Below are 17,329 nucleotides of genomic sequence, written 5' to 3'. Positions count from 1 at the left end.
CCGGTCCACATGCGACTCTCCCGTCTCAGCTCGTCAAGACCGACCCGGCTTCGGCCAGCAGCTCGCACTGCTCGGCCCACCCCGAGCCGAACGGCACCACGACCACCTGGCCGACACCCAGGTCCGCGTACCGCCTCAGCGCGTCCGCCACCTCTTCCGGCTTGCCGCCGACCACGACGGCGTCGGCGTGCTCGCGGGGGAACCCGAACCCGGTGGCGCACAGGTCGACCAGGGCCTCCCGGGTCATCCCGCCGCGATGGGCGTTGAGCGTGGCGAAGACCGACACGGTGGTCGGCGGTCGCGTGCCGGTGAGGTCTTCGACCGCCTGCCGCCCCACGGCCACCTGACCGGGGGTCACCGCCGCGGGCAGCCAGCCCGCACCGGTCCGCGCCACCCGCTTCAGCGCGGCCGGCGAGTCGCCGCCGATCCAGAGCGGCGGCATCGGCGCGGCGGGGCGCAGCGCCACGGACGCGTCGACGTCCGGCAGCCGCGTCGGTTCGCCGGACAGCAGGGCGGGCAGCACGTCCAGCGCCTCGTCGGTGCGCCTGCCCCGGTCACCGAGGTCCACCCCGGCCGCCGCCCACTCCTCGGCGGGGTGACCGCCCACGCCGACGCCGAGCTGCAACCGCCCGCCGGAGACCAGCTGGAGGCTGCCGATCTGCTTGGCGATCCACGACACGCGGCGCAGCGCGAGCTGCAGCACCGCGAAGCCGACCTCGATCCGCCCGGTCGCCGCCGAGGCCGCGGCGAGCGTGACGACGCTGTCCAGGATCGGCGTGCCCCAGGCCAGGTGGTCGCTCACCCACAGCGAGTCCAGGCCGAGGTCCTCGACGTGCCGGGCGACCGCGACCGGGTCGGCGATCGACCCGTCGGCCTCGAACATGGTGGAGTGAGCCAAACCGAGCTTCACGCGTCCGCCCCCCGCTCGCTGTTCTCGTACACCACGACGCACTCGTGGTTCTCGATCTCGATCTTGTCGTTGACCTCCGCGAAGATCGCGGTCAGGTCGTCCAGCCGGTCCAGGGCGCGGTAGTGGGAGAGGCTCGCCCACTCGGCGACGCTGAAGTACACCGACGGGTCTTCGCGCGAGCGCACCAGCTTGTGCCGCAGGTGCCCCGGCTGCGCGGCCATGAGGTCGCTGCCCCGCCGGTAGACCTCCTCGTAGAACGCGTCCGCGCAGCCCGCCAGCCGGATGCGGTTGAGGCACACCATCCCGGCCCGCTCGTCGTCCGGCGCGGTGCGGTCGGCGTAGACCACGTCGGCCTTGTGGTGCTCCAGCACGATCCGGTCGCCGTCGGCCGGCTCGGGGCCCGAGAGCGACACGACCCGCTCGAAGATCTCCATCAGCTCCGGCATGTCGTCGAGCCGGTTGTAGCGCTCCAGGTCCGACCAGACCAGCACGGTCACGTAGACGTCCGGGTCGGTCTGCGAGCGGACGAGCAGCTGGCCGACGTGCCCCTCCTGCTTGGCCATGAAGTCGCCGGCTTCGGCGTACATCCGCTCGTAGTCCTCGGGTGGGCAGTCGGTCAGGGTCGCCTTGTTGATGCTGATCAGCACCATGTGCTCCTTTCGGGGGGTCAGTGCGCCGTGGTGCCGACCGGCGCCGGCAGCGGGGTGCCCGCCACCGTGCGATCGGTGAACAGCAGGCAGGCCAGCAGGTTGCGGGCCTCGACGTTGACGTAGTTGCCGAACCGGGCCAGGTCGGCGAGCTGGGCCGCGGTGATCCAGGTGAAGTCCGCCGCGGGCTCGTCGGCGAAGTCGCCGTCCACCTCGACGATCAGGTAGCGGTTCTCGGCGTGGTAGAACCGGCCGCCCTCCTCGGAGTGCACCGAGTCGAACCGGACCCGCGAGGGTTCCGCGCCGAGCACGTCGTCGAGGTAGGCGGGTCGGTGCTCGGCGAGGGAGCCGGTGTAGTTGTCCGGCGAGCACTGCACGGTCGGCGCCAGCTCGATCACGTCCTGCGTGCCCGCCTGGGTGTGGGCGCGGGCCAGCAGGTGCGGCCGACCGCCGATCCACTTGACCAGGAACGCCACCACGCCCCGGTGGCGCGGCACCAGGATCGGCTGCGACCAGCTCCCCACCTCCCGCGTCTCGGCCTTCACGTCCACGCCGATCACGGCGAAGAAGCGGCCGGACGGGTGGCTGATCTCCTCGGGCGTGCTGGTCCACCCGGTCACCGCCGACAGCGGCAGCGGCCAGCGCACCAGCTCGTAGCGCGCCTTCATCTCGGTGAACCAGCTCAGCAGCGCCGCCGACTCCCGTCGGGTCGGTGCGCGTTCCGCGGTCGGGCCGGTGATCGCGGCGAACAGCTCGTCCACGGGACCGTCGTCGCGGCGGGTGTCGGCGATCTCGGTGATGGGGTACCCGGCCAGGACCGTGCGCGAGTCCATGTTCACCAGGTTGTCGACCCGGAGCAGCTCACCGAGCTGCTCGCGGGTCAGCCAGCAGAATCCGGGCAGGACCGGGACGTCGCCGGTGACCTCGATGATCATGTTGCGGTTGCGCTTGTGCAGGAACCACGAGCCCTGCTCGGACTGCAGCACGTCGGACAGCACCCGGCCGCGGCCGCGTTCGGTGAAGTACTCCAGGTAGGGCGTCGACCGGCCCCGGTGCACCCGCCGGTAGTTGCTCCTGGTCGCCTGCACGGTCGGCGACAGCTGGACGATGTTGATGTTGCCCGGTTCCATCTTCGCCTGCATCAGGAAGTGGGGTGTTCCGTGGAACCGCTTGACCAGGATGCCGAGGATCCCGGACTCCGGCTGGTCGATGATCGGCTGTGTCCACTGCTCCACCGGGCCGTGGTCGGTGCGCACGCCCAGGCCCTGCACGGAGAAGAACTTGCCGCTGTCGTGGCGGATATTGCCGGTGTCCGGCTCGACCGCCCAGCCGGCTAACCGGTCCAATCGCGTCCGGGTCACCTCGTAGGAATGTGCGGCGAGATGTTCGACGTACCAATCGTAGAACTCGGACAGTCGTTGGAACATCTGCGACCCTCTCATTCACCGGCGTATCGAGGCGGAACCCGGGCGGCGCACGTCGACGCACCCGCGAAATCCATCCTCGCCGGACCCCCTAGCGGCCGAACCGGACGTTTTCTAGAGCCGACCTAGAGCCGCCGCGGCCCGCTCCGCCGAACGAAGTCGCACCCTTGACCTCAACAATTGTTGAGGTTATAAGCTCGTCTTCAGGACTGTGACCAGGGTCGGGCCGGACCGCATCGAGGAGGGCAAGCGGGGCCCGAAGGGCCGGGTTCGGCAAACCGAAGTGACCACGGCCCGCCGGACGTGCTCCGGCAGCGCACTCGTGATAGCCGCATTCCGCTATTCCGCACACCAGCGCGGAACAGCCTCCGAATGGTACGCGAAAACATTGCGCACACCCGGTCGCACCCCCCTGATATTCCACTCCCCCTCGCCTGGCCCGGGGCCGGGGGAACAGCAGGTCAGCCGGGGTTGGTTTTTTACCCGCTACCGCCGCGACTGGCGTGCCGGTCACCCGACCTGCTAGACAGAATTCAGGGACACAGGCCGACCGAGTAGCCGAGCCGGGGGTGGCCCCGCATCCAGGAGGCGACACCGCGTGGTTCCACCGCGTTGGACCCGCGCACCACACGCACGGGCCGCCGGGCCCCGGCGAGCGAGCCCGCTCGCCGGGGCCCACCCGCGCCGGGTGCCCACCGGGCCGGTTCAGCCGAATAAAATGGGGGTGACAGGAACATGGATTTCGAGGTTCTGGGTCCGATCAAAGTTCACCACAAAGGGGTGGTGTACCTGCCCAGCGCACCGAAGCTGAGGCAACTGCTCGCGTTGTTTCTGCTCAAGGCCAACATGTTCGTTTCCGTGCACGACTGCGTGGAGGAACTCTGGGAGGATCGACCGCCGCGCACGGTGATCCCGACGTTGCAGACCTACGTGCTCCACCTCAGGCGGACGCTGGCGGCGTCGCCCGCGGTGGGCACGCTGGACGCGGCACGGCGGGTCCTCGTCACCGGGCGCGGCGGCTACTACCTGACCCTGCCGACGGAAGCGCTGGACCTGGCCCGGTTCGAGCGGTGGCTGCGCCAGGGCCGCGACGCGCAGCGGTGCGGGAACCCGGTGGAGGCGTCGGCGAACTTCCGCAAGGCCCTCGACGTCTGGCGCGGCCCCGCGCTGAGCGACGTGCAGGCCGGCCCGCTGCTGCTGCCCATGATCAGCGCGTTGAACGAGGCCAGGATCGCCGCGACGGAGCAGTTCTTCGACGCGGAGCTGCGCCTGGGCTACCACCGCGACATCCTCAGCCACGTCTACTCCGTCGCGGCCGAGCATCCGCTCAACGAGAAGGTGCAGTACCAGTACATGCTCGCGCTGTACCGGTCCGGGCGCCAGGTGCAGGCGCTGCAGGTCTACCAGCGGTTGCGCGAGGTGCTGACCAGCGAACTGGGGCTCGAACCGTCGCCCGCGGTGCAGCAGCTGCACCAGTCGATCCTCGAACGCGACCCCCTGCTCGACGACAGCGCCGCCTGACGGCTCAGGTGGTCAGCCACGACCGCGCTGACCACCCGGGCCGTGGGGCGGGTCAGTCGAGTTCGAGCCGCACGTCGTACTCGTCCAACCAGGTGTTGCACTCGATCAACCGCTCCAGGACCGCGCGGGCGCTCCACGGCCCGCCCATCACGTAGGACCCGACCGGCCGGTCCAGCAGCTTGCGGATGCCGGCCGCGGACACCAGTTGCAGCACCGGGTTGCCGGGCACGCACAGCTTCTCCACCGCGTCCCGCAGCGCCAGTTCGTACCCGGTGTCCTGGGTCGCCGGGTACGGGTTCTTCTTGCGGTCCAGCACCGCGTCCGGCAGCACGCCCCGCATCGCGGCGCGCAGCAGGCTCTTCTCCCGGCCGTCGAACGTCTTCATCGCCCACGGCGCGTTGAACACGTACTCCACCAGCCGGTGGTCGCAGAACGGCACCCGCACCTCCAGGCCCACGGCCATGCTGACCCGGTCCTTGCGGTCGAGCAGGAAGTTCTCCCACCGGGTCAGGTTGAGGTAGCCGATCTCGCGCATCCGGCGCTCCAGGCCGGTCTCACCGGGCAGGCGCGGCACCTCGGCCAGCGCCTCGGCGTACCGCTCGCGGACGTACTCCTCCAGCCCGAGGTCGTCCCACAGGCCGACCTCGCGCAGCGCGCCGATGCCACCGGCCCGGTTGAACGGGTCGTGCCACGGGAAGGTGTCGCCCTCCACCGCGGTCTTGTCGTGGAACCACGTGTACCCGCCGAACAACTCGTCGGCGGCCTCGCCGGACAGCGCCACGGTGACGCGCTCGCGCACCGCGCGGCACAGCAGGTACAGCGAGTACTCCATGTCACCGGTGGAGATCGGCAGGTCCTGCGCCAGCAGGGTGGCCTTGCGCACCGCCGGGTCGAGGATGTCCCGGTTGTCCAGCAGCACCACGACGTGCTCGGCGCCGACGTGCTCGGCCACCGCGGCCGCGAACGGCGTGTCGGGGTCCTCCCACTGCACGTCGGCCTCGAACCGCTGGGTGTGCCCCACGAAGTCGACCGAGAACGCGGGCAGCGGGTCGGTCACCCCGGTGGCGCGCCGGGCCCGCGCGGCCAGGGCGGTCACCGCGCTGGAGTCCAGCCCGCCGGAGAGCAGCGTGCCCACCGGCACGTCGGCGAACAGCTGCCGGTCGACGATGTCGGTCAGCAGGTCCCGAACGGTGGCGATGGTGGTGTCCAGGTCGTCGGTGTGCTCCCGGCTCTCCAGCCGCCAGTAGCGATGCGGGTGCAGGCCGTCCCGGTCGACCACGAGCAGGTGGCCGGGGCGCAGCTCGCGCATGCCGCGGAACACCGCGTGGCCCGGCGTCTTGACGATGGTGAACATCTCGCGCAGGCCGTCGCGGTCGACCACGGCGTCCACGGCGGGGTGCGCGAGCAGCGCCTTGGGCTCCGACCCGAAGACCACGCCGTCAGGGGTCGGGTAGTAGTACAGCGGCTTGACGCCCATCCGGTCGCGCACCAGCACCAGCTCGCCGGCCGGTTCGTCCCAGATGGCGAAGGCGTAGATGCCGTTGAGCCGCTCGGCGAACGCGCGGCCCCACTGGCGGTAGGCCCGCAGCACCACTTCGGTGTCGCTCGTCGTCTCGAACGCGTGGCCCAGCCCGACGAGCTCCTCGCGCAGCTCGCGGAAGTTGTAGACCTCGCCGCTGTAGGTGATGACGACCGACCGGTCGGCGGACATCGGCTGCGCGCCGGTCTCCAGGTCGATCACCGACAGCCTGCGGTGGCCCAGGGCGGCGTGCGCGCCGAGCCACACGCCGGCGGCGTCGGGGCCGCGGCAGGCCATCGTGCCGGTCATCCGCTCGATCAGCGGCCGGCGTTCCCGGACGTCGTCTTGGAAGCTGACCCATCCTGCGATTCCGCACATGCGCGTTCCGAACTCCCCTCAAAACCCGTTGGCGTGCGAGCGGTCTCAGCCGGCCAACGTCTCCACGGACCGCAGCACGTCGGACACCGAGGGCAGGCCGGCGATCTCCGCCGACAGCTCCTCGGCCCGCTTGCGGTAGGACGGGTTCTCGATCAGTTCGCGGCTCGACTCGACGATGCGCTCGACGGTGTCCTCGCCGGGCATCATCATCAGCGCCGCGCCGTACTCGGTCAGCCGCTCGGACGGCGCCACCGACGACGGCATGTTCGGGATCAGCAGCTGGGGCAGGCCCGCGCTCATCACCAGCAGCGACGTACCGCCACCGGCGTGGTGGACGAACAGGTCGCACGTGCGGGAGACGACGTCGAGCGGCAGCCAGCCCGCGCGCACGTTGTCCAGCCCCGCCGTCAGGTCGGCGGCCACCGCCTCGGGCGCGGCGACGACCAGCTCCATGCCGAGGTTGGACACCTTCTCCGACAGCTCGCGCAGGAAGTCGAAGTACTGGTCCTTGGTCACCCGGGCGCCCGCGGTGACGCACACCCGCTTGCGGTCGCCCTTGGTGTACATCCACGGCTCGAGCTTGCGCTGCGGGCTCGAACCGACGTAGCGCATGAACTGGGCGGGCGGCGCGCCCTCCGGGCGCAGCGACGGCGGGCACAGCTCGACGTAGAGGTCCGGGTCGGGCAGCCCGTCCAGGCCCAGCTCGCGCAGCTCGGGCGCCAGTTCCTCGGCCGCGCCGAGGTCGGCCTCCGGCGGCTCGCCGCTGTCCCAGGCGTGCCGCACCCACGGCACCCCGAGCCGGCGGGCCAGCAGCGCGGCGGCGTAGGAGAGGTGGCCGCCGACCACGACGTCGGGCCGCCAGCCGCGGGCCAGCTCCACCAGCGCGTCCATGCTCGCCGCGGCCAACCGCCCGAACCCCCGGCCCACGAACGGCTTCCACAGCTCGGGGTCCTCGGGCCAGGTCAGCGTGTTGCCGTCGCGGTCGTTGGTGAAGAAGTCGAGCATCGTGCGGTCGGTCAGCGCGAGCGCGGGCAGACCGGCCGAGGTGATGCTCCCGACCATGCCCTCCGTCGAGGCCATGAACGTCTGGTGCCCGGCGTTGCGGGCCGCGGTGGCCAGCGGTACCAGCGCGAAGATCGTCGCCGGGCTGGCGCCGGCCAGGAAGAGGATTCTCATGCCAGGGACGCTACGACCGGCCGATCGGGCCGACCTAGGGCCGACACAGTGCGCTGTTCGTCCCCGGCTGGACGCCGTCCCCGCCGCCGTCGCCCGACGCGGTGTCGGCTCCTCCCGCCGCGGTGGCGGTCGCCCAAGGTGACGGAATACCAGCCATTTCACCCGTTCGGGGTTCCGCGCCGCTCGCCTTGACCTGAACCTCTGTTGAGGTTTTAGCGTCGTCGCATGACCTCGATTGGTGCGTCTCGAGCCGGGAGACGCGAGTGGGCCGGGCTCGCCGTGCTCACCCTGCCGACCTTGCTGGCCTCGCTGGAACTGACCATCCCCAACCTCGCCCTGCCCGCGATCTCCAGGGACCTGGCGCTGACCAGCGCGCAGTCGCTGTGGATCATCGACATCTACGGCTTCCTCCTCGCCGGCTCGTTGATCACCATGGGCACGCTGGGCGACCGCATCGGGCGCCGCAGGCTGCTGATGATCGGTTCGGCGCTGTTCGGCATCGCGTCCGTGCTCGCCGCGTACTCCGTCAACGCCGAGATGCTGATCGTGACGCGAGCCCTGCTCGGCATCGCCGGCGCGACCCTCATGCCCGCGGCGCTGTCCCTGGCCGCGTCGCTGTTCCAGAACCCCCGACAGCGCACCGTGGCGATCAGCATCGTCATCGCCAGCGTCGCCGGCGGCACCGCCGTCGGCCCGCTGATCGGCGGGTGGATCCTCCAGCACTTCTGGTGGGGTGCGGTGTTCCTCATCGCGGCGCCGGTGGCCGCGCTGGTCCTCGTCCTGTGCCCGCTCCTGCTGCCGGAGCACCGCGAGGAGAGCTTCGGCCGGATGGACGTGGTGAGCGCCGTGCTGTCCCTGGCCGCCGTGCTGGCGGTCATCTACGGGCTCAAGCACATGGCCGTCAGCGGGCTCGACGTGGTGTCGATCGCGTCGGTCGTGGTCGGTCTGCTCATCGGGTTCTGGTTCGTCCGCCGCCAGCACCGCAGCGACCCGCTGATCGACCTGCGGCTGTTCCGCTCCGCCTCGTTCAGCGTCTCGCTGAGCACGCTGCTGTTCGGCGTCTTCGTGCTCTTCGGGGCGAACTTCTTCCTCGCCCAGTACCTCCAGCTCGTGTTCGGGCTGTCGCCGCTGCACGCGGGCCTGTGGACCGCGCCGTCGGCGTGCGGCGTGATCGTGGGCTCCACCGTCGCGCCGATGCTCGTGCGCCGGGTGCGCCCGGGGTTCGTGGTCGCGGCCGGTCTGGTGCTGTCCGCCGTCGGGTTCGCGGTGCTGACCCTGGTCGCGCCGGGCACCGGGCTCGCACCGCTGGTGATCGGCTCGGTCGTCGTCTCCCTCGGCCTCGGCCCGATGATGACCCTGACCACCGACCTCGTCGTCGGCTCGGCGCCGTCGGAGCGGGCCGGTGAGGCGTCCGCGCTGTCGGAGACGGCGCCGGAACTGGGCGGTGCGCTGGGCATCGCGATCCTCGGCAGCGTCGGCACGGCCGTCTACCGCGCCCAGGTGGCCGGCACGGTCCCCGACGGCCTGCCGGAGGACTCGACGCGCGCCGCCGAGGAGACGCTGGGCGGTGCCGTGTCGGCCGCCGAAGAGGTCGGCGGCACGGTGGGCGAGCAGCTCCTCGACACCGCCCGCACGGCCTTCACCGACGGGCTGCACCTGATCGCCGGGATCAGCATCGTCGTGCTGGCCGCCACCGCGGTCCTGATCGCCGTGATGCTCCGCCACGTCCCGCCGTCGAACGAGGCGGGGCAGGGGACGGAGGACGAACCGAGCGTGCTGGGGCAGACCACCTGATCCCGGCCGGCAGGGCGCGCGGGGTTGGGGCGGAATGCGCCCCGCCCCAACCCCGCGCACGCACCTGCGCGCGACGGCCCGGCCGCGAAGCTTGTGCCATCATGGCGAATATGCGACCCCCGGCCTGGGACCAAACGGAGTTCACCGTCGGTCAGCTCTCCGCGCGCAGCGGGGTGTCCGTGTCGGCCCTGCACTTCTACGAGCGCCAACAGCTCATCGAGAGCCGGCGCACGGCGGGCAACCAGCGGCGGTACAAGCGGGAGACCTTGCGGCGGGTGGCGCTCATCCAGATCGCCCAGCGCGTCGGCATCCCGTTGTCCGAGCTGCGCGAGTGCTTCGAGTCGTTGCCCGGCAACCGGACGCCCACGCGCCGCGAGTGGGCCCGGCTGTCCTCGCGCTGGCGGACCAAGCTCGACCAGCGCATCCACTACCTCCAGCAGTTGCGCGACGAGTTCACCGACTGCGTCGGCTGCGGGTGCCTGTCCATCGACCGGTGCCTGCTCGCCAACCCGAACGACAAGCTCGGCGCCACCGGGTTCGGCCCGCGCCGCCTGCTCTCCCCCGGCCGGGACACGGTGACCCCGTAGCCGGGTCCCCCTGACCCGCGACGACACGCGGGCGTTCGGCGGCTGTGAGGAGGGTGATGAGCGAAGCCGTCTCCCGGGGGTCGGCGGAGGTGCGCGAGTCCACCGGCAACTACGCGGCGATGCTCCTGGTGCTGCTGGCGGCGACGTTCCTCGTGCGGTTCGACTTCTTCGTGGTCAACGTGGCGGCGCTCAGCCTCGGCACGGACCTCGGGGCGGGCGCCACGGCGCTGGAGCTGATCGTCGGCGGCTACGCCTTCGCCTACGCCGCCGGCATGATCACCGGTGGGCGGTTGGGCGACCTGCACGGCCACCGCCGGCTCTTCGTGCTCGGTGTGATCGCCTTCACGGTCACCTCGCTGCTGTGCGGCATCACCGCCACCGCCGAGCAGCTCGTGCTCGCCCGACTGGCCCAGGGCCTGGCCGCCGCGCTGATGGTGCCGCAGGTGCTCGCGGTGATCACGTCCGACTTCCCGCCGCACGCGCGCGGCCGGGCGTTCGCGGGCTACGGCATCGCGTCCGGTCTGGGCTCGATCGCCGGGCAGGTGCTCGGCGGCGCGCTGGTGCAGGCCGACGTGGCCGGGCTCGGGTGGCGGCTGATCTTCCTGGTCAACGTGCCGATCGGCGTGGTCACCGCGATCGTGGCGGCCAGGGTGCTGCCCGACCGGCGGGACGCGCCGCGCACCGGCCTGGACCCGCTCGGCACGCTCGGCCTGTCCGGTGCGCTGGCGCTGCTCCTGGTGCCGCTGGGCCTGGGCCAACCGGCGGGGTGGCCCGCGTGGACCTGGGTCTGCCTGGCGCTGGCCGTGCCGGTGGGTGTGGCGACCGTGCGCTGGGAGCAGGTCCTCGGTCGGCGCGGCCGGAGCCCGCTGCTCGACCTGCGCCTGTTCCGGCTGCCGTCGTTCCGGCTGGGGCTCGTCGCCGGTGTCGCGTTCAACGCGTACTTCGGCAGCCTGATGTTCACGCTCTCGCTGCTGCTCCAAGCGGGTCTGCACCTCGGCCCGTTCGCGGCGGGGCTCGTGTTCTCGCCGATGGGCGTCTGCTTCTCGCTCACCGCGCTGTGCGGTGGCCGGCTCTTCGCCCGGTTCGGGCTGGACTCACTGGTCTGGGGCAGCCTGGTCACCGCGGCGGGGCTGGCGCTGCTCGCCGCGGGGCTGCACGTCTCCGGCGCGGGCGTCGGCGTGGCGTGGGTGCTGTTCTGCCTGGCGCTGGTGGGTCTGGGCAACGGGGTGGTGCTGCCGTCGTTGATGGGCGCGTCGTTGACCCACGTGCGACCGGAGTCCGCCGGCGTGGCCTCCGGTGTGCTGGCGACCTCGCAGCAGTTCGCGGTGTCCGGCGGCGTGGCGGTGATCGGCGCGCTCTACTTCGGCGTGGTCGGGCACGACATCGGCGGGGCGGCGCACGCGGCGGCGATGCGGTGGGCGCTGTGGGTCGACGTGGTGCTGGTGCTCGCGGTGATCGGCGCGGTCCTGGCGCTCAAGCGGAACCGTCCCACTCCGCTGTCCGGAGTGGACGGGTCACCAGCGTGACCGCGACGCCGAGCGCGGCCAGCGCACAGCCGACCACCAGGTCGTTGACGGTGGCGGCCGTCGGGTCGACCTGGTCCCGGTAGCCGACGAGCCACGGTGCGGCGGCGAGCCACGCGCCGGCCGACGTCACCACCGGCCCCGACCACCGGGCGTCCGCGGGGGCCATCGCGCCGGTCAGCGCGACCACCACGACCACCACCCCCGTGATCACCTCGTTGCTGTGCCCGGTGAACCACGCCCCGACGACGCCGTAGCCCAGCGCGAACGGTGACACGACCAACCACAGGCCCAGCAGGAACGCGGCCGAGCTCAGTCGGGCGGCGACCGCGTGGCGGCGCGCCGGCCCGACGTCGACGGCGCCGAACGAGTGGACGGGTTCGTGGTCGATGATGACCTCCCGGATCAGCCGGCGCAGCGCGGGCACGAGTGCGGCCCGATCGCGCGATCACGGCCGCCCCACCCGTTCGCCAGGGCGTGCGCCCACAGCACGGGCCAGACCTCGTGCGGACCGCTGTCGTCGGCTCGGCCGCAGTGGTCGCAGATCAGCAGGAGTCGGGCGGGATCGTGCTCGGCCGGGATCGCGGTCACGCTGCCGGAGCTCGTCTTTCTCGGTGGGGGACGGAGGGCGGGCGTCGGCCGCGACGGTGCGGCAGACGCCCGGTCGTGCGCGGGAACAGTCTCCACGAACGCCCGCACCACTGTCGCCCAGAACGGCCCCCGCGGACCTTGCGGTCGGCTTGCGATCGGGACGAGACGATTCGTCAGGCACTTGTCAGGTCGGCCACCTGCGGGTTCCCGCAGGATGGGCGGTGACCCGAGACGAACAGGAGCAGCCGTGGCCGCAGACACCACCACGCACGACCCGCTGTGCCGCGCGACCGCCGCGGCGCTGGCCGCCCACTTCGGCGGTCGCCTGTCCAGGAAGGTCGTGTCCCGGGCAGTCGCGCAAGCGCGGCACGACCTGGAGGGGCGCATCCAGCCGGAAGCGCTCGCCGAGATGCTGCACCACCTGGCCAGGCACCGGCTCGACGCCCTGATCCCGGCGCGGGCGTGAGCGTGGCCACCGCGGAACGGACGACGTCGGTGCTCGCGGACGCCGAAGCCGTCTTCGACGTCGTCACCGACCTGGAGCACCTGTCGGCCTGGCTGCCCGCGGGCGTCGAGGTGGAGCGGTACGGGCCCGACGTGGTCCGGCTGTGGCTGGGCGAGGACGTGGTCGAGCGCCGCGTCGCGGTCGACTGGGACAGGCTGCGCATCGACTGGGGCGGCCGGTCCGCGACGACCTGCCACGGCACCCTGCGCGTCCTGCGCCTCGGGCCGGGACGCAGCGCCGTCACCGTCCGGTTGACCGGTCCAGCGGGCTTCCCCGCGCCCCGCCTGGACGACTGGTTGGCCGCCGCGCTGGACGCGCTCGTCACCACCGTGCACGCGGAACGGGCCGCTCCGCCCCGGTCCACCGCGGCCTCGCGCTAGGGGATCACGCCACCGGGCGACCCATCCACCAGTTGCCCGGCGCCTCCGGGTCGGAGCTGGACCAGAACTCCACGCAGGCGTCGACGAACTCCTCCGAGGTGAGGTGACCGTCCCCGTCGCCGTCGAGGTGCTCGAACGCCTCGGCGGCCTCGGCCTCGGTCAGGCCGGGGAAGTGCCCTCGCTGGAACACGAGGTACTCGTCCGGGCTCACCCGGCCGTCCGCGTCGACGTCGGCGATGGCCAGGAACGCCCTGGCGAGCGCGCCGACGGTGGTCCGGGCGGCCTCCGGGTCGTCGGCGAGCGAGCCGGTGGACTCGAGGAACTGCTCGCGGGAGATCGCCGTGCCGCCGCCGGGGATGTGCGGCAGGTGCAGGTCGTGCCAGATCCGCAGGTACGCGTCGACGATGCGCCGCTCCTCCGGCGAGTCGGGCGCGTGCCCGAGGGCTTCGGCCGCCCGCCGGCCCATCAGGACGTGGTCCTGCTCGGTGAGCAGCCCGTCCCCGTCGACGTCCAGGTGGGCGAAGCCGCGGTTGATCTTTGCCTTCAGCAGGTCGTTGACCGGCACGAAACCTCCGTACGCAGGTGGCTGGGTGACGCGGACGGCACACAGGATGGGCCGGACGGACGTGCCCGGACAACGCCCGAACGGGTTCCCGGGCAACTCGATCGGGTGGTGACGCGGCGTCCACCGGTCGGCAGTCAGGGCCCGGCGCACTGGTCCTCGTGTTCCGCCAACGCGTCCAGGTCACCGTCCCGGTGGCCGCAGCGGTAGCACGAGTGCGTCAGGCGGCGCGTCACCCCCTCCCGCTCCTCGCCGGGCAGTCGGCGTTGCCGCGGTTCGAGATCGCCCACCCTCCACAATGGACACGCGGAACGTCCGGGTCGAGCGCGCCACCCCCGAAGGCCGCCCGGCCACGGGACCCGAGCCGGCGCCGAGCAGCCGCAGGTGCCCGCCGAGCAGCTCGGGCAGCCGGTCGGCGGCCTGCACGCGGAGGTCGGCCGCTCGGGCACGGTGGCGCGGGCACGGGTGCACGCGGCCCTCGGCGAGCCCGCCTGGCTCGCCGTCACCACCTGCTCGTGCTCGGCGACGCCTCCCCGGTGAGGTCGGCCTGCTCGGCAACCTGCTCGCCCACCACGTGAAGCTGCTGGAGCAGGTGGACGGCGCCTGCGCTCCGCCGCCCTGCCCCCTCGGGCCCAGCGGCCGCGGAAGGCTCCCCGCGTGGTGTTCGTGTGCAGCCAGACTCGGCCGCTCGCAGCTCGCGCCGCGTCGTGACAGCGGCGCAGCGAGGTGCCCGCCGTGAGCGCCGGCACCCGTCGCCCCGACCGCGTGCACCCGCTGGCCTCCGCCACCGCCCGCACCCACGGGCTCTGCCCGGCTCACGCCCGGCCCCACCACCACGAGGACCGGCTGCACCGGTCCGTGCCCGTTCCGGCCGCGTCCGACACCGCCCACCGCGACCTCGCCGACCGCGTCGACCGCCGCGTACGTACCCTGCTCGCCGAACTGCTCGACGGTGCGCCCGCGTAGATTGTCCGGATGAGCGCACGTTTCCAGGAACTCGACTGGCGCCGGACACCGCTCGGCGAACTCGTCCTGCGCCGCCGGTGGGACCCCGTGTTCGACCGCGAGGTCCACGAGATCAAGCTGAACGACGAGTTCCTGATGTCGAGCCTGTTCACGGTGTCCGAAGTGGAGCTCGCCCGGCTGGCGCTCGCCGACCTGCCCGGACCGCTGGACGTCGTGGTGGGCGGCCTCGGCCTCGGCTACACCGCCCGGACCGTGCTGGAACACCCGACCGTGCGCTCCGTGCTCGTCGTCGACGCGCTCGGCGAGGTCATCGAGTGGCACCGCGCCGGGCTGCTGCCGGGCGGCCGGGCGCTGACCGGCGACCCGCGCTGCCGCCTGCTGCACGAGGACTTCTTCGCCCTCGCGCGGTCGTCCGACGGGCTCGACCCGGACCAGCCCGGTCGCCGGTTCCACGCGATCATCGTCGACATCGACCACTCGCCCGGCCACCTGCTGCACCCCGGCAACGCGGACTTCTACGAGCCCGAGGGCCTGCGCCGGCTGGCCGACCGGCTGCACCCCGGCGGCGTGTTCGCCCTGTGGTCCAACGAACCGCCGGACGACGACTACACCGCCGCCCTCGCCGACCGCTTCGACCGCGCCTGCGCGGAGATCGTGCGCTTCCCCAACCCGCTGCAACGACGGGAGGCGACCGCCACCGTCTACCTGGCCCGGACGGCCGGGTGACCTCGCGCCCGGGTCGGGACGTCCTCGCCGTGGTCCGAGCGGTTGCCCACGCCGGGCGTCGCGGTCCGTATGGTTGTCCGGTCGGTGCCGGATGGGGGCGGGGTTCGCTGGTGATGGACGTGGGGCGCTTGGTGGCCGGTCGGTACCGGGTGCGCGGGCGTGTGGGTGCCGGGGCGATGGGCGTCGTGTGGCAGGCGTTGGACGAGCGCCTGGACCGCGTGGTGGCGCTCAAGCAGCTCGTGGTGCCCGAGGGTGCCGACCCGGTCGCGGCGGTGGCGCGAGCGGCGCGGGAAGGGCGCATCGCGGCCCGGTTGCAGCACCCGAACGCGGTCACCGTGCACGACGTCGTGGAGGACGACGGCAAGCCGGTGCTGGTCATGGAGTACCTGCCCGCGCGGACCCTGGCCGACTGGATGGCCGCGGGCCCGTTGCCCGCGGAGCAGGTGATGCGCATCGGGGCGCAGGTCGCCGGCGCGTTGGCGGCGGCGCACGCGGCGGGCGTCGTGCACCGGGACGTGAAGCCGGGCAACGTCCTGCTGACCGAGGACGGCACCGCGAAGATCACCGACTTCGGCATCGCCCGCGCGGTCGGGGACGTGACCGTGACCAGGACCGGTCTGCTGGCGGGCACGCCCGCGTTCCTCTCGCCGGAGGTGGCGCGCGGCGGCGAGCCCGGACCCGCCTCCGACGTGTTCGCGCTCGGCGCGACGCTGTACGCGGCGGTGGAGGGACGGCCGCCGTTCGGCGACGGGGACAACGCCATCGCCCTGCTGCACGCCGTAGCGGCGGGCCGCTTCGCCCCGCCGACCCACGCCGGACCGCTGACCGACGTGCTGCTGGACCTGCTGCGCACCGACCCGACCGCCCGGCCGACCATGGCGCGGGCCGCCGACCGGCTCCGCGCGCAGCCCGCCGCGGCCCGACCCCCGGCCACCAGGCTGGACCTGAACCCGGCCGACCTCCCGCCTCGTGACGACCGGACACCACCTCGGCCCACCGGCCCGGCACCGCGACCGACCGTCGCGGCATCGGCACCTCCGACGCCCTGGCCGACCGGTCCCCACCGCACCACCGTGGCGCCGCACCCGGCCGCTCCGCCACCGAAGCCGGTCCGCGGCGGACGAGGAGTGCTCGTCGCGGTGGCGGCGGCAGCCGTGGTGGGGTTGGTCGTGCTGGTCCTGGTGTCGGCGAACGGTCACCGGCCCACCGACAGCGCGGCCGGCGCGACGACGTCCACGACCACCACGTCCGACAACACGCCCTCCCCCGCACAGCTCGAACAGGCGGTGGCGGAGTACTTCGCGTTGCTGCCGAAGGACGTCGCGGGGGCGTGGGAGCGGGTCGGTCCCGGGCTGCGGTCCCGAGGTCGCCAGGAGTACGAGAAGTCCTGGCGGAACGTCGAAGACCTCGCGATCAGCTCACCGCCCGCCGCCGCCGGCCCGGACACCGTCACGGTCGGCATCGACTTCACCGGAGCGGACGGCAGGAAGTACCGCGCAACGCACCGGCTGCGGCTCGTCGTCCAGGACGGGACGCCGTTGATCGACTCCGACGAAGTGCTGTCGTCGCAACGCATCGACGAGGACCACCGCAAGGACGACGAGGACGAGAAGGAAGGGAAGGACGGGAAGGACGACCGGAAGCGCGGCGGCGGCAAGAGCGGCGAGGGCTGAGCACCCGGCTCAGGCGACCACTTCGCCCCACACCGCCTTGTAGCTGTGCCCGGGGTCCACGCCCCACCGGGAAGCCAGCCGGTTCACCAGCAGGAGTCCCCGGTTGCGCGGCCCGCGCCCGCCCGGCTTGCCGAGCACGGGCAGCAGTTCGGGGCTGGCGTCGTGCACCTCCACCCGGACGATGCGACCGTCGCGGTGGCTCAACCGCAGCAGGCGTGGCGCGATGGCGTGCTCGAACGCGTTGGTGAGCAACGCGTCGGCGATCAGCAGCAGGTCGAGCAGCTTGTACTGGTCCAGTTCCGGGACGTTGGCGACTATCCACCGCCGTGCGCAGCGCACGGGTGGAACGGGGTCCTCCAGGTCGAAGTCGGCGGGGTCAACGGACCGTTCGACGACGTCCACAACACGAGCCTTCCAACAATCGGCGCTCCCTCTCGAGCTCAGGGC

General features: G+C 72.5%; 20 protein-coding genes. 10 read left to right on the top strand and 10 right to left on the bottom strand.

Features of this window, described 5'->3' with window-relative positions; genetic code table 11:
• Positions 1 to 25 precede the first annotated feature (25 nt).
• Genes FHX81_RS37915 through FHX81_RS37905 form a run of 3 tightly spaced genes read right to left on the bottom strand, consistent with a single transcriptional unit; the run spans position 26 to position 2,984 of the window.
• Positions 26 to 910 carry an LLM class flavin-dependent oxidoreductase gene (locus tag FHX81_RS37915; RefSeq protein ID WP_141983265.1) on the bottom strand — a complete coding sequence of 295 codons (885 nt, stop codon included), beginning with the start codon at positions 908 to 910 and terminating at the stop codon, positions 26 to 28.
• A complete protein-coding gene (locus FHX81_RS37910) occupies positions 907 to 1,557 on the bottom strand; it encodes an antibiotic biosynthesis monooxygenase family protein (protein ID WP_170232317.1) in 651 nt (216 codons plus the stop codon). Before FHX81_RS37910 ends, FHX81_RS37915 begins: the two co-directional genes overlap by 4 nt.
• Before the next feature lie 20 nt (positions 1,558 to 1,577).
• On the bottom strand, positions 1,578 to 2,984 hold the full coding sequence (locus FHX81_RS37905; RefSeq protein WP_141983263.1) for an NDP-hexose 2,3-dehydratase family protein: 1,407 nt from the start codon (positions 2,982 to 2,984) through the stop codon (positions 1,578 to 1,580).
• A 732-nt stretch (positions 2,985 to 3,716) separates the two neighbouring features.
• Between FHX81_RS37905 and FHX81_RS37900 the strand changes: the two genes are divergently transcribed.
• Positions 3,717 to 4,502, top strand: a complete 786-nt coding sequence (locus FHX81_RS37900; protein WP_141983262.1) for an AfsR/SARP family transcriptional regulator — start codon at positions 3,717 to 3,719, stop codon at positions 4,500 to 4,502.
• A gap of 52 nt (positions 4,503 to 4,554) precedes the next feature.
• On the opposite strand, the gene asnB is transcribed toward FHX81_RS37900, so the two are convergent.
• Both asnB and FHX81_RS37890 read right to left on the bottom strand, forming a co-directional pair.
• The gene (gene asnB, locus FHX81_RS37895) at positions 4,555 to 6,399 is read right to left on the bottom strand and encodes an asparagine synthase (glutamine-hydrolyzing) (RefSeq protein ID WP_141983261.1); all 1,845 of its coding nucleotides are present in this window, start codon (positions 6,397 to 6,399) and stop codon (positions 4,555 to 4,557) included.
• 45 nt (positions 6,400 to 6,444) lie between these two features.
• The gene (locus FHX81_RS37890) at positions 6,445 to 7,575 is read right to left on the bottom strand and encodes a nucleotide disphospho-sugar-binding domain-containing protein (protein ID WP_141983260.1); all 1,131 of its coding nucleotides are present in this window, start codon (positions 7,573 to 7,575) and stop codon (positions 6,445 to 6,447) included.
• Positions 7,576 to 7,800: 225 nt separating this feature from the next.
• On the opposite strand from FHX81_RS37890, the gene FHX81_RS37885 reads away from it, so the two are divergent.
• The 3 genes from FHX81_RS37885 (at position 7,801) to FHX81_RS37875 (ending at position 11,482) form a co-directional block, all read left to right on the top strand.
• The gene (locus FHX81_RS37885) at positions 7,801 to 9,369 is read left to right on the top strand and encodes an MFS transporter (protein ID WP_141983259.1); all 1,569 of its coding nucleotides are present in this window, start codon (positions 7,801 to 7,803) and stop codon (positions 9,367 to 9,369) included.
• 101 nt (positions 9,370 to 9,470) lie between these two features.
• A complete protein-coding gene (soxR, locus tag FHX81_RS37880; RefSeq protein WP_425473867.1) occupies positions 9,471 to 9,956 on the top strand; it encodes a redox-sensitive transcriptional activator SoxR in 486 nt (161 codons plus the stop codon).
• A 56-nt stretch (positions 9,957 to 10,012) separates the two neighbouring features.
• Entirely contained in the window at positions 10,013 to 11,482 is a 1,470-nt protein-coding gene (locus FHX81_RS37875; RefSeq protein ID WP_141983257.1) for an MFS transporter, read from the top strand.
• Here FHX81_RS37875 and FHX81_RS37870 read toward each other — a convergent pair.
• A complete protein-coding gene (locus FHX81_RS37870) occupies positions 11,430 to 11,906 on the bottom strand; it encodes an SPW repeat protein (RefSeq protein ID WP_141983256.1) in 477 nt (158 codons plus the stop codon). The two genes, FHX81_RS37875 and FHX81_RS37870, sit on opposite strands and share 53 nt — an antisense overlap.
• Positions 11,885 to 12,070, bottom strand: coding sequence for a hypothetical protein (locus FHX81_RS37865; protein ID WP_141983255.1), 186 nt, complete (start codon positions 12,068 to 12,070; stop codon positions 11,885 to 11,887). The genes FHX81_RS37870 and FHX81_RS37865 overlap by 22 nt, the downstream gene beginning before the upstream one ends.
• Positions 12,071 to 12,317: 247 nt before the next feature.
• Between FHX81_RS37865 and FHX81_RS37860 the strand changes: the two genes are divergently transcribed.
• A complete protein-coding gene (locus FHX81_RS37860; RefSeq protein ID WP_141983254.1) occupies positions 12,318 to 12,536 on the top strand; it encodes a hypothetical protein in 219 nt (72 codons plus the stop codon).
• 2 nt (positions 12,537 to 12,538) lie between these two features.
• The gene (locus tag FHX81_RS37855; protein WP_170232316.1) at positions 12,539 to 12,955 is read left to right on the top strand and encodes an SRPBCC family protein; all 417 of its coding nucleotides are present in this window, start codon (positions 12,539 to 12,541) and stop codon (positions 12,953 to 12,955) included.
• 4 nt (positions 12,956 to 12,959) lie between these two features.
• On the opposite strand, the gene FHX81_RS37850 is transcribed toward FHX81_RS37855, so the two are convergent.
• Together FHX81_RS37850 and FHX81_RS40995 are read right to left on the bottom strand one after the other, a co-directional pair.
• Positions 12,960 to 13,520: an EF-hand domain-containing protein gene (locus FHX81_RS37850; RefSeq protein ID WP_141983252.1), complete on the bottom strand. Its 561-nt coding sequence runs from the start codon at positions 13,518 to 13,520 to the stop codon at positions 12,960 to 12,962.
• 134 nt (positions 13,521 to 13,654) lie between these two features.
• Complete coding sequence (locus FHX81_RS40995) at positions 13,655 to 13,807, bottom strand: hypothetical protein (RefSeq protein ID WP_170231863.1); 153 nt, start codon at positions 13,805 to 13,807, stop codon at positions 13,655 to 13,657.
• 94 nt (positions 13,808 to 13,901) lie between these two features.
• Here FHX81_RS40995 and FHX81_RS41530 point away from each other — a divergent pair, with 94 nt between their 5' ends.
• The 4 genes from FHX81_RS41530 to FHX81_RS37835 all read left to right on the top strand — a co-directional run bounded on the left by FHX81_RS41530 (position 13,902) and on the right by FHX81_RS37835 (position 16,882).
• A complete protein-coding gene (locus FHX81_RS41530) occupies positions 13,902 to 14,057 on the top strand; it encodes a hypothetical protein (protein ID WP_211363682.1) in 156 nt (51 codons plus the stop codon).
• 195 nt (positions 14,058 to 14,252) lie between these two features.
• Positions 14,253 to 14,483 (top strand): hypothetical protein, encoded by a 231-nt coding sequence (locus tag FHX81_RS41525; protein WP_211363681.1) that lies wholly within the window; start codon positions 14,253 to 14,255, stop codon positions 14,481 to 14,483.
• Between the two features lie 9 nt (positions 14,484 to 14,492).
• Positions 14,493 to 15,209: a spermine/spermidine synthase domain-containing protein gene (locus FHX81_RS37840; protein ID WP_141983251.1), complete on the top strand. Its 717-nt coding sequence runs from the start codon at positions 14,493 to 14,495 to the stop codon at positions 15,207 to 15,209.
• Positions 15,210 to 15,322: 113 nt separating this feature from the next.
• Positions 15,323 to 16,882 carry a serine/threonine-protein kinase gene (locus FHX81_RS37835; RefSeq protein WP_141983250.1) on the top strand — a complete coding sequence of 520 codons (1,560 nt, stop codon included), beginning with the start codon at positions 15,323 to 15,325 and terminating at the stop codon, positions 16,880 to 16,882.
• 9 nt (positions 16,883 to 16,891) lie between these two features.
• On the opposite strand, the gene FHX81_RS37830 is transcribed toward FHX81_RS37835, so the two are convergent.
• On the bottom strand, positions 16,892 to 17,284 hold the full coding sequence (locus tag FHX81_RS37830; RefSeq protein ID WP_141983249.1) for an ATP-binding protein: 393 nt from the start codon (positions 17,282 to 17,284) through the stop codon (positions 16,892 to 16,894).
• Between the last annotated feature and the right edge of the window lie 45 nt (positions 17,285 to 17,329).

It is taken from the genome of Saccharothrix saharensis (assembly GCF_006716745.1).
In the GTDB taxonomy this organism is placed as follows: domain Bacteria; phylum Actinomycetota; class Actinomycetes; order Mycobacteriales; family Pseudonocardiaceae; genus Actinosynnema; species Actinosynnema saharense.
This window is presented reverse-complemented; position numbering and strand designations above follow the sequence as displayed.

Excerpts from the sequence above, each read along its gene's own strand:
- asnB (WP_141983261.1), bottom strand. The coding sequence starts at position 6,399 with ATGTGCGGAATCGCAGGATGGGTCAGCTTCCAAGACGACGTCCGGGAA.
- FHX81_RS37885 (WP_141983259.1), top strand. The coding sequence starts at position 7,801 with ATGACCTCGATTGGTGCGTCTCGAGCCGGGAGACGCGAGTGGGCCGGG.
- FHX81_RS37900 (WP_141983262.1), top strand. The coding sequence starts at position 3,717 with ATGGATTTCGAGGTTCTGGGTCCGATCAAAGTTCACCACAAAGGGGTG.
- FHX81_RS37840 (WP_141983251.1), top strand. The coding sequence starts at position 14,493 with ATGAGCGCACGTTTCCAGGAACTCGACTGGCGCCGGACACCGCTCGGC.
- FHX81_RS37875 (WP_141983257.1), top strand. The coding sequence starts at position 10,013 with ATGAGCGAAGCCGTCTCCCGGGGGTCGGCGGAGGTGCGCGAGTCCACC.
- soxR (WP_425473867.1), top strand. The coding sequence starts at position 9,471 with ATGGCGAATATGCGACCCCCGGCCTGGGACCAAACGGAGTTCACCGTC.
- FHX81_RS37835 (WP_141983250.1), top strand. The coding sequence starts at position 15,323 with ATGGACGTGGGGCGCTTGGTGGCCGGTCGGTACCGGGTGCGCGGGCGT.
- FHX81_RS37905 (WP_141983263.1), bottom strand. The coding sequence starts at position 2,984 with ATGTTCCAACGACTGTCCGAGTTCTACGATTGGTACGTCGAACATCTC.
- FHX81_RS37890 (WP_141983260.1), bottom strand. The coding sequence starts at position 7,575 with ATGAGAATCCTCTTCCTGGCCGGCGCCAGCCCGGCGACGATCTTCGCG.